This is a genomic window from Alcanivorax sp. HI0044, from assembly GCF_001634945.1.
In genome coordinates this window covers 1-10,900 of record NZ_LWEZ01000797.1, presented here as the reverse complement: position 1 = coordinate 10,900, position 10,900 = coordinate 1, and the positions used below count along the sequence as shown (strand labels likewise).

The 10,900-nt window shown below is 57.8% G+C and carries 12 protein-coding genes; all 12 read left to right on the top strand.

Features of this window, described 5'->3' with window-relative positions; translation table 11 throughout:
* Nucleotides 1–170 precede the first annotated feature (170 nt).
* Complete coding sequence (gene rpoE / locus A3730_RS09570; protein ID WP_063520457.1) at nt 171–755, top strand: RNA polymerase sigma factor RpoE; 585 nt, start codon at nt 171–173, stop codon at nt 753–755.
* Between the two features lie 4 nt (nt 756–759).
* Complete coding sequence (locus A3730_RS09565; protein ID WP_063520458.1) at nt 760–1,344, top strand: sigma-E factor negative regulatory protein; 585 nt, start codon at nt 760–762, stop codon at nt 1,342–1,344.
* Between the two features lie 3 nt (nt 1,345–1,347).
* On the top strand, nt 1,348–2,328 hold the full coding sequence (locus tag A3730_RS09560) for a MucB/RseB C-terminal domain-containing protein (protein WP_082872319.1): 981 nt from the start codon (nt 1,348–1,350) through the stop codon (nt 2,326–2,328).
* Between the two features lie 23 nt (nt 2,329–2,351).
* The gene (locus A3730_RS09555) at nt 2,352–2,801 is read left to right on the top strand and encodes a SoxR reducing system RseC family protein (protein ID WP_231880538.1); all 450 of its coding nucleotides are present in this window, start codon (nt 2,352–2,354) and stop codon (nt 2,799–2,801) included.
* 35 nt (nt 2,802–2,836) lie between these two features.
* Complete coding sequence (locus tag A3730_RS09550; RefSeq protein ID WP_082872318.1) at nt 2,837–4,285, top strand: DegQ family serine endoprotease; 1,449 nt, start codon at nt 2,837–2,839, stop codon at nt 4,283–4,285.
* Between the two features lie 228 nt (nt 4,286–4,513).
* Nucleotides 4,514–6,313 (top strand): translation elongation factor 4, encoded by a 1,800-nt coding sequence (gene lepA / locus A3730_RS09545; RefSeq protein WP_063519214.1) that lies wholly within the window; start codon nt 4,514–4,516, stop codon nt 6,311–6,313.
* Between the two features lie 99 nt (nt 6,314–6,412).
* Nucleotides 6,413–7,204: a signal peptidase I gene (gene lepB / locus A3730_RS09540; RefSeq protein ID WP_063519213.1), complete on the top strand. Its 792-nt coding sequence runs from the start codon at nt 6,413–6,415 to the stop codon at nt 7,202–7,204.
* Between the two features lie 34 nt (nt 7,205–7,238).
* Entirely contained in the window at nt 7,239–7,589 is a 351-nt protein-coding gene (locus A3730_RS09535; protein WP_231880537.1) for a DUF4845 domain-containing protein, read from the top strand.
* Nucleotides 7,586–8,272 (top strand): ribonuclease III, encoded by a 687-nt coding sequence (gene rnc / locus A3730_RS09530; RefSeq protein WP_082872317.1) that lies wholly within the window; start codon nt 7,586–7,588, stop codon nt 8,270–8,272. The genes A3730_RS09535 and rnc overlap by 4 nt, the downstream gene beginning before the upstream one ends.
* Nucleotides 8,265–9,197: a GTPase Era gene (gene era, locus A3730_RS09525; RefSeq protein ID WP_063519210.1), complete on the top strand. Its 933-nt coding sequence runs from the start codon at nt 8,265–8,267 to the stop codon at nt 9,195–9,197. Before rnc ends, era begins: the two co-directional genes overlap by 8 nt.
* A complete protein-coding gene (gene recO, locus A3730_RS09520) occupies nt 9,184–9,861 on the top strand; it encodes a DNA repair protein RecO (RefSeq protein ID WP_063519209.1) in 678 nt (225 codons plus the stop codon). Before era ends, recO begins: the two co-directional genes overlap by 14 nt.
* Before the next feature lie 118 nt (nt 9,862–9,979).
* Entirely contained in the window at nt 9,980–10,705 is a 726-nt protein-coding gene (gene pdxJ, locus A3730_RS09515) for a pyridoxine 5'-phosphate synthase (protein ID WP_063519208.1), read from the top strand.
* Nucleotides 10,706–10,900 lie beyond the last annotated feature (195 nt).

Genomic DNA, 10,900 nt, shown 5'->3' with positions numbered 1-10,900 from the left:
TGAAACGCCTCGACTTCGCCGCCACAGAAATGTTCAAGCAATGTGAAAAGGTGGCGAAATCGTGCCCATGGTGTAGCCGCCGCCCGGGCAACTGCTACAATGGCGCGTTTTAGTGGGCCGTCATGCGGCCATGGTTACTTCACGCGTTTCGCGATAGATCCGGGGGATCGGTGTCAGACGAAGAGTTGGTCAAGAAAGCCAAAACCGGCGATCAGCGTGCCTTTGAGGTGTTGGTGCGAAAGTATCAGCAGCGCCTTTTCGCGTTGATTAGTCGTTATGTGCGTGACCAGGACGAGGTCCAGGATGTTGCTCAGGAAGCCTTTATCAAGGCCTGGCGCGCGCTGCCCCGATTCCGTGGAGACAGCGCCTTTTATACCTGGCTTTACCGTATCGCGGTCAATACCGCCAAGAACCACCTGGTGTCGGCCGGCCGCCGGCCGCCGGGCTCTGACCTGGACGCTGCAGAAGCCGAACAGTACGCCGGTGCAGAAATGCTGCACGAGATTGGAACCCCGGAGTCCCTCGTGTTGTCAGAGGAACTGGAGGCGGTCATTCATGCAGCGATTAATGAGCTGCCTCAGGAGTTGAAGACGGCCGTGACCCTGCGTGAATTCGAGGGCCTCAGCTACGAGGACATTGCGGTCGTCATGGAATGCCCGGTGGGCACAGTTCGGTCCCGGATTTTCCGGGCCAGGGAAGCAATTGACACAGCTGTTCGCCCGCTATTGGGCTCACAGCGCGGCGATAAAGGGTGAGAGTATGAACAGGGATTTGGAAACGCTGTCCGCGTTCCTTGACGGTGAAACCAGCGAGTTGGAAACCCGTCGGGTAATGCGTGATATCGACGATAGCGAGCTGGAAACGCTGGCTCGCTGGCAGTTGGCCAGTGACGTTATGCATAGCCAGGCCTCCATGGCGGTGCCGGCGGGCTTTAATGCCAGCCTGTCTGCTGCGCTGGCAGAAGAAACCTTGCCTGCTCGCCGCCCTGCATGGCTGGGCGGCATGGCGCGCCTGGCGGTAGCCGCGTCTGTGGCTGCGGCTACGGTGGTTGGCTGGCAGACCTGGGAAGGCAGCCAGGCGGCGAATGGGTCAGCAGCACCGGCTCTGGCCGCTGCGGCGCCGGATAACCGCATCAACCGTCCATTCGCTGAAACGTCCCTGGTGTCCCAGGCGTTCAAAACCAGCAATGTGACGGCGACCCCTGCTACTGCGGTGCCGGTCTCCCAGCCCCGTGTGAATAACATGCTGCTGCGTCATAGCGATTTCGCTGCGCGCCATAGCGGCCAGGGGATGATGCCCTTTGCCCGGCTGGTCAGCATGGACGCCCGTCACGGGGCCCGCTAACGGATGATGCTTCGAGCTCTTGCCTTTTCTCTGACTCTCTGCTCGCCGGTGGTGGCGCTGTCTGAAGTGGCGCTGGCGAATCCCTCGCCAGCGCAGGACCAGCTCCAGTCCATGGCGCAGGCCAATCGCTCCCTCAATTACACCGGCCGTTTCCTTTATCAATTCGGTGCTGAAGTCAGCACTATGGAAGTGAGCCATGCGGTGATTGGTGGCCGTGAGTTCCAGCGGTTGACCCACCTGGATGGCCGGCTGGTAGAGGTGTTGCGCCGGGGTGATGAGGTGGTGTGCCTGCATCCAAACGGCACCTTGACTCGGATTAATCGCAAGCAGGCCGGCCCGCTGGGGCTGGGTGAGCGTATCGCTCACGATGTGCCCGAACAGTACAATATTCTGGTGGATGGCGATGGCCGTGTTGCTGGTCGTGCGGCTACGCGCATGCGTGTGGCGCCGCTGGATACCCATCGCTACGGCTACCGCCTGTGGCTCGATAATGAGAGTAATCTGCTGCTTAAATCGGAAGTGGTTGATGGCAGTGGTGTGGCGCTGGAGCGGGTGGAATTTGTTACCTTGACCTTGGCCGCGCCGCTTACCGAGCAGGATTTTTCCATCCCTGAAACCGTGAAAGAAAGCGATCTGACGCAACTGGCGGATTCTCACCCGTCTCACCAGTTGTCGGTGGAAGCGCAATGGATGCCAGCGGGTTTTACCTCTGTGGATCAGGATTGGCGACAGGGCGGTTCCGACCGCGAGCCCGTGGCCGCACAGGGTTACAGTGATGGGTTGGCGGCGTTTACCGTGTTTGTGGAAGCGGTGGGAGACAGCACCGTGGAAGAGGGTGTAAGCCGCGTTGGCCCCACGGTAGCGGTTAGCCGCAGACTCACCGCCCCTAGCGGTGCCTACCTGGTGACGCTGGTGGGTGAGGTGCCGCAAAACACCGCAGAGCGTGTGATTGAAGGCATCAGCGTGCGAGACAGCCAGCCCTGATGTTACAGGAGCAGGGAGTCGTCGTGGCGGTAGAGCCCGGGGCTATCTGGGTAGAAACCGTGCGTGCGTCCACCTGTGGTGCCTGCAAGGCGAAAGCTGGCTGCGGGCATCACCTCATCAATGAACAGCAGTCCGGGCAGCGCGCCCGTCTGCGGGTTCCTTCTCAAGATTCTCACCAGGTTGGCGATACCGTCAATGTGGCGTTGCCCGAGGGCGCGCTAATGCGTGGTGCGCTGTGGGTATATGGGCTACCGCTGGTATTGTTGTTTACTGGTGCCTTGCTGGGCTTGGCTCTTCCCATCGAAACCGTTGATGCATCTGCCTTGCTGGGTATGGCGGGGTTGTTTCTCGGTTTTGCGGTCAATCGTGCCATGAGCCGCCGCGCGGGGCATACTCTGGCTTATCAGCCACGCCTGATGCCATCCGGGGACGATAGTTGTCAGGCTGTGGTGATTAAGCCTGCATCGCAATAAAAGGCCGCGAAAAGGCCTGATAAAAGGAGACTTCAATGCGACGAGGATATCGTTTCGCAGCAGTGTGGCTTGTAATCCTGAGTGCCGTACTGGCGGCATGCTCCGACCCTTCTTCTGAACCTTCAGCCCAGCGCGGTGAGCCTTTGGTGACCGGTCTGCCTGATTTCACTCGCCTGGTCGAAAAGGAAGGTCCGGCGGTGGTGAATATCAGCACCGTGACGCACCGGGATGAGTCCTCTGCCGCAGATCAGCTCAAGCAGCTGCCTGAATTTTTCCAGCATTTTTTCGAACAGTTCGGTGGTGAAGGTGAAATACCGTCGTTGCCGGAGCAGGAAGATACCCGCTCATTGGGCTCGGGTTTTATCATTTCCGCAGATGGTTACGTGCTGACCAATAACCATGTGGTGGCGGAAGCCGATGAGATCATGGTGCGCCTGCAGGATCGCCGTGAGCTGCCCGCCGAGTTGGTGGGGGCTGATGAACAGAGTGATCTGGCGTTGCTGAAAGTGGATGCCGGTGATCTGCCCGTGGTGGATATCGGCTCCTCTGCCGACCTGAAAGTGGGTGAATGGGTGCTGGCCATCGGTGCGCCATTCGGGTTTGACAGCAGTGTGACGGCCGGGATTGTCAGCGCCAAAGGGCGCAGTCTGCCCAGCGACAGCTATGTGCCTTTCATCCAGACCGATGTGGCGATCAATCCGGGTAACAGCGGTGGGCCGCTGTTCAACCTTAGCGGTGAAGTGGTCGGGATTAACTCACAGATTTTCAGCCGTTCCGGCGGTTATATGGGCGTGAGCTTTGCCATTCCTGTGGATATGGCCATGGATGTGGTCAGCCAGCTCAAGGATGGCGGCAAGGTCAGCCGGGGCTGGCTGGGTGTGCTGATTCAGGAAGTGGACCGGGATCTGGCCGAATCCTTTGGGCTGGATTCGCCCCGTGGTGCCCTGGTTTCCCAGGTGCTGGCGGGCTCTCCGGCCGAGGCGGCCGGGGTGGAGCCGGGTGATGTGATTACCCGTTTCAACGATGAAACCATCTATCGCTCGTCGGAGCTGCCACGCTGGGTTGGCCTGGTGAAGCCGGGATCGGATGTGGACATGGTGGTAGTCCGTGATGGTGAGGAAAAGACCTTGTCGGTAACCATCGGGCTGCTGCCGGATAATCCGGAAATGGCCTTGAGCGGTGGCGCCCAGGATAACGAGACCGACCCCGGTGTGAAGCTCGGTCTGACCGTGCGTGAGGCGTCTGCATCAGAATTGAGCCGCCTGGACCTGAAAGCGGGGGTTGTGGTTACTCAGGTTACGGATGGTCCGGCCCGCCAGGCGGGGATCCAGGTCGGCGATATTCTGGTGACTCTGCACAGCTCACCGATCAATAGCGCTGCGGATCTGGCCGATGTGGCGGCGGATCTGCCGGAAGAAGGCACCGTGGCGGCACTGGTCAACCGTGATGGCACCCCCCGTTTTCTGGCGCTGAAGCTGCCATAGCCCCTTTTTTGGGGTGCCCGGCGTGGTTTTTCGGCGCACCGGACGGTGCGCCGTGCAACTCCCCCCCGATATCCGCTAGAATCGCGGCCCATTGTTTGTCGTTTTGAGTATCACGGTGTGTTGTCCGGCGCAGGGTCGGGCAGCAGGACGGCCCTTTCTGTCCCCCGGGTTTGAGAATGCGGGGCGGGGAAGGCTGGTGCGGCAACGACCTTTTGTTCAACAGGCCTTATGACTGACATCAAGAATATTCGCAACTTTTCCATCATCGCCCATATTGACCATGGCAAATCCACGTTGGCAGACCGCTTTATCCAGGTTTGCGGCGGCCTTAGTGATCGTGAGCTGAAGTCTCAGGTGCTGGATTCCATGGAGCTGGAGCGGGAAAGGGGCATTACCATCAAGGCCCAGAGCGTGACCTTGTACTACACGGCCCGTGATGGCGAAACCTACCAGTTGAATTTTATTGATACGCCGGGTCACGTGGATTTTTCCTACGAGGTGTCCCGTTCCCTGTCGGCCTGTGAGGGGGCGCTGCTGGTGGTGGACGCTGCCCAGGGCGTGGAAGCCCAGTCCGTGGCCAACTGTTACACCGCCATTGAGCAGGATCTGGAAGTGCTGCCGGTTCTGAACAAGATCGACCTGCCCCAGGCAGAGCCGGAAATGGTGATCAACGAGATCGAGGAAATCATCGGCCTGGATGCCCATGATGCCTGCCGGGTGTCTGCCAAGACTGGCGTCGGCGTGGATGATCTGCTGGAGCAATTGGTTGAGCGCATTCCTCCCCCGGAAGGCGAGCGCGACTCGGACCTGCAGGCCCTGATTATCGACTCCTGGTTCGATAATTACATGGGCGTGATCTCGCTGGTGCGGGTCAAAGAAGGCTGCCTGAAAAAAGGTGACAAGATTCTGGTGAAATCCACCGGCCAGACCCATGTGGTCGACAGCCTGGGGATCTTCACTCCCAAACGCACCGAGACTAAATTGCTGGAAGCCGGCGAAGTGGGCTGGGTGAGCGGCAGCATCAAGGATATTCACGGGGCTCCGGTGGGGGACACCCTGACCCTGGCGAAAACCCCCAATGTGCCGGCCTTGCCGGGCTTCAAGAACGTCAAGCCGCAGGTCTACGCGGGCATGTTCCCGGTAAGTGCGGATGACTATGAAGATTTCCGCGATGCGCTGGCCAAGCTGACCCTGAATGATGCCTCCCTGTTCTATGAACCGGAGACGTCCGACGCACTGGGCTTTGGTTTCCGGGTGGGCTTCCTGGGCATGCTGCACATGGAAATCATCCAGGAGCGACTGGAACGTGAATACGACCTGGATTTGATTACCACGGCCCCCACCGTGGTCTACGAGCTGGCGCTGGTTTCTGGCGACATCCTGCACGTGGATAATCCGTCCAAGTTGCCTGAAGGCGGCAAGATCGAGGAGTTCCGTGAGCCTATTGCGCGGGTCAATATCCTGGTGCCACAGGAATTTGTGGGTAATGTGATCACCCTTTGCGTGGAACGTCGTGGCTCACAGATCAACATGCAGTACCTGGGCAAGCAGGTTGCCCTGACCTACGACATTCCCATGGCGGAAGTGGTGCTGGATTTCTTTGATCGCATCAAGTCCGTGAGCCGGGGCTTTGCCTCCATGGATTATGCCTTCGAGCGATTCGAAGCCACCAAGCTGGTGCGGGTCGATGTGCTGATCAACGGTGATAAAGTGGATGCGCTAGCGATGATCTGCCACCTGGACCAATCAGCCTACCGAGGCCGTGCCCTGTGTGAAAAAATGAAAGAGCTGGTGCCACGACAAATGTTTGATGTGGCCATTCAGGCGGCCATTGGCAGCAAGATCATTGCCCGCCAGACCGTGAAAGCCCTGCGCAAGAACGTGACCGCGAAATGTTATGGCGGTGATGTGTCTCGTAAAAAGAAGCTGCTGCAGAAGCAGAAAGAAGGCAAGAAGCGCATGAAACAGGTGGGGAATGTAGAAATCCCCCAGGAGGCCTTCCTCGCCGTGCTCAAGGTGGATGATTAATGAATACTCGCCGGATGCAAGACGCCAAAGGCCGGACGCAAAACCTCCAGTCATCCGGCGTCAGGCGCCAGGCGTCCAGCGTTATTTAGGAGATTTCTGTTGGATATTGATATCGGTTTTTGGTTGACCCTGGCGCTGGCTATTACTGTCGTTGTCTGGTTGATCGACAAGGTGCTGAAACTGAAGAGTAAAGGCGGCCCGGTGGGCAGTGTGGTGGAAACGTCCAACTCGCTGATTTCGGTATTCTTCGTGGTGCTGGTGATCCGCTCGTTTATTGTCGAGCCGTTCACTATTCCCTCCGGCTCCATGTTGCCGACGCTGCAGATAAATGACTTCATTCTGGTCAACAAGTTTGCTTATGGCCTGCGTTTGCCCGTGACCAACACCAAAATTATTGAAACCAGCGAGCCCGAGCGTGGCGATGTCATGGTGTTCAAGTTTCCGGAAAACCGGCAGCAGAACTTCATCAAGCGTGTGGTGGGGTTGCCCGGTGACACTGTGCAGGTGAAGGACAATGTGTTGACGGTGAACGGGGAGATCATTGATCGGGATCTGGTCAATGAATGGGTTGGCCCGGGGGTATGGCGCAAGCAATACGTTGAACAGCTGGGTAACGCTACTCACCTGATCTGGCAGGAAGGCAAAACCAACCCCTATACCGGGCGCCAGCTGCCCCAGGCTCGCACTCAGGGAGAGTGGACCGTGCCGGAAGACGCCTACTTTGTGATGGGCGACAACCGTGATAACAGTAACGACAGCCGATTCTGGGGTATAGTCCCTGAGGGGCTGGTCGTGGGGGAAGCGTTCCTGATCTGGATGCACTGGAAACCGGTTTTCTCTCTGCCCAGTTTTTCTCGTAATGGCGCTATTGATAAGGTGGAGGCAAACTAAAATGATGACAACAACGCCCTCACGGCAACGTGGGATGTCACTGATCAGCTGGGCGGTTGTGCTGATTGTGGTGGCTATCCTGGGGACGGCTGCATTTCGCATGGTTCCGGCCTATATGGAACACAACACGATTGCGACAACCATCCGATCACAGTTGCAAGATGGCAAAACGGCACTGATGTCCCCGCGGGAAATTCGCGAAGGCATCGGCAAGCGGTTTACCATCAACCAGGTCAATGTGATTCGCGTGGATGACCTGGCGATTGTCAAGGAAGGCGGGGTACTGACCGTTTCCGCGGACTATGAAGTGCGCGAACCGATGTTTTACAACGTGAGCATCGTGATGACCTTCAAAGACGAGTTCAAGAAAGACGTTCGCCAGTGAATGGAGACCTTAACCGACTGATGGCCCGCCTGGGCTATCAGTTTCAGGATATATCCCTGCTTGAGTTGGCACTGACCCATCGCAGTGTCAGCCGCTACCGTAACTATGAGCGGCTGGAGTTCCTCGGTGATGCCCAGCTCGGGCAGATTATTTCCGTTGCCCTGTTTGAACAGTTTCCTGAAGCGGCCGAAGGCCAGCTGACTCGTATGAGGGCGTCTCTGGTGCGTGGTCAGACGTTGGCGCTGGTCGCACGGGAGTTGGGCCTGGGGGAATACCTGGTACTGGGTGGTGGCGAGCTGAAAAGCGGTGGTTTTCGTCGCGATTCCATTCTTGCGGATGCGCTGGAGTCGATAATTGGCGCCATGCTGCTGGATGGTGGTGAGCCCCGTTGCCGGGATGTGGTGTTGTCCTGGTTTGCGCCCCGCCTTGCAGCGGTTTCACCGCAAAGTGCCCAGAAGGATGCCAAGACCCGTTTGCAGGAATGGCTGCAGGCACGCAAATTTGAATTACCTACCTATGAAGTGACCCAGGTGGAAGGCCTGGCGCCGAAACAGACTTTCGATGTGCAGTGCTCACTGGATCAGGTGCAGCAAATATTTATTGCCCAGGGCGCGAGCCGCCGTAAGGCCGAGCAAGAGGCCGCAAGCCTGGCGCTTGAATGGCTGGAGCAGCAGTATGACTGATACCCCGTCTTCCCAGACTGACGATTCCCAGGCCACTCGTTGTGGCATGGTGTCCATCGTCGGGCGCCCCAATGTGGGTAAATCCACGTTGATGAACCACCTGATTGGCCAGAAAGTCAGTATTACTTCACGCAAGCCGCAGACCACCCGCCACCGGATTCACGGTATCCTCAGCCGTGATAACTATCAGATTGTGTTTGCCGATACCCCGGGTATTCACACCGGTCAGGAAAAAGCCCTGAACCGCGCCATGAATGAAGCTGCGGTATCCACCCTGTTCGGTGTAGATGTAATCTGCATGATGGTGGATGCCATGAAGTGGACGCCGGCGGACGAGCATGTGTTGTCCTTGTTGCCGGAAAAGGATCAGGTGCCGGTGCTGTTGATCATCAACAAGGTCGATAACGTGGATGACAAGGCTGCCTTGTTGCCGCACATCCAGGCCTTGAGTGAACGCTACCCCTTCGACGCGGTGATCCCGGTTTCTGCTTTGCGTGAACAAAACCTGGTAGAGCTGGAAAAGGCACTGGTTCAGCGCTTGCCGGAAGGGGAGTTCTGGTACGAGGAGGACCAGCTTACCGATCGCAGCCTGCGGTTTATGGTGGCGGAAATTATTCGTGAAAAAGTGGTACGCCAGCTCGGGCAGGAAGTCCCCCATCAGGTGAGTGTGGAAGTGGAGATGTGGGAAGACGGCCCCCGCGTCACCGAAATTTCTGCTGCTATTCTGGTGGAACGTCGTGGCCAGAAAAAAATTCTTATTGGCGACAAGGGTGAGCGTATCAAGCAGATCGGCATCCAGGCCCGTGAAGATATCGAGCGTTTGATCGAGCGCAAAGTAATGCTCAACCTGTGGGTGAAGATCAAGGCGGGCTGGTCCGATGATGCCCGCGCTTTGCGCTCCCTCGGCTACGATGAGCCTCGCTGAGACGTCACTGCAAGCCGCCTGGCTAATTCACCGGCGGCCTTTTCGTAATACCAGCCTGACGGTAGACCTGTTTCTTCCTGCACTTGGCCGAGTTGGTGCGGTGGTGCGTGGCGGCCGCAAAGATCCGTTACTGGCACCGTTTACTCCCTTGTGGGTAGCCCTGAAGCCCTCCGGTGAGATGTATTCCCTGCGGGCGTGCGAGCCACGGGGGAATCGACTTATGCTCACCGGCAAGGCTTTGTACTGCGGGTTTTACCTGAACGAGCTATTGACGCGATTATTGCATCGGGACGACCCCAATCCATCGGTTTGGCCGTTATACGAGCAGGCCTTGTCCGATTTGCTGACGCAGACGCCCTTCGATATTACCCTGCGGCAATTCGAGTTGGCGGTGCTGGAGCAAATTGGTTACGGCATTGCCCTGGATCAGGATGTTCACGGGCACGGGCTGGATCCCGAGGCGTTATACCAGTTAAATCCTGAGCAGGGTTTGGCGAAGACAGACACCGGGGCAGGTTATGCTGGCGTGGACTTGCTGGCCATTGCTCAGGGGGATTGGCATCCTGCCGCGCGCAAGGCAGCATTAAGTTTGTGTCGACAGTTGCTGGCTCCGCATCTGGGCAACCGGCCATTGAAAAGCCGGGAGCTGTTTCGGGAGAAATGAAAGCTAGAATCAAAGTATCAGCTACGAGCTACGAGCTACGAGCTAGAAGCTAAAAGCTAAAAGCTCAGGGGCCCCGTCTCTTCCGGCTGGCCCGTAAAATGCGTTTAAGGTGAGTCTTATGTCCAGAGTACTTCTCGGCGTCAACATCGATCATATCGCCACTCTTCGTCAGGCCCGCGGCACCCGTTACCCCGAGCCGGTGCAGGCTGCATTGGTCGCGGAGCAGGCGGGGGCAGATGGTATTACTGTGCACCTGCGTGAAGACCGCCGGCATATCAACGACCGGGATGTGGAGCTGCTGGCGCAAACACTACAGACCCGTATGAATCTGGAAATGGCGGCCACTGAAGAAATGGTGGGCATTGCCTGCCGGATTAAACCGCCGCATTGCTGTCTGGTACCGGAAAAGCGTGAAGAGCTGACCACCGAAGGTGGATTGGATGTGGCAGGTAACAAGGCCTGGATTGCCCAGTGCTGCCAGCGACTGGGGCAGGCAGGCATTGAAGTGTCCTTGTTTATTGATGCGGATGAAGAACAGATTGTGGCGGCCCGGGAATGCGGCGCCCCGGCAATTGAAATTCATACCGGTGGATACGCCGATGCAGAAACGGTGGACGAACAGCAGCAGGAGCTGGCGCGCATCCGTTCCGGAGTGGCGTTTGCGCTGGAGCAGGGGTTGGTGGTCAATGCTGGCCATGGCCTGCACTATCACAACACCTTGCCGATTGCGGAAATCCCGGGTATCAACGAGCTGAATATTGGCCACAGCATTATCGCCCGGGCGGCGATTACCGGGCTGGATGAAGCCGTGCGCAGCATGCGGGCCTTGATCGACAAGGTTTAAGGAACCTCTGAATAACTCCTTGCATGCTCAGTCTTTCAGGCTGGCTCGCAATCTAGGCGCGATTTTGAAGGTGTCCCCTAACTGGGATCGAGATATGTCCATCCATCGAAAAAACGCAACGACGAGTGCGGGCCAGCCTGGAAGACCCGGAGGGCACGGCCTGAAGCGTACATCTGCTGCGCCTTGCCTCTAGGA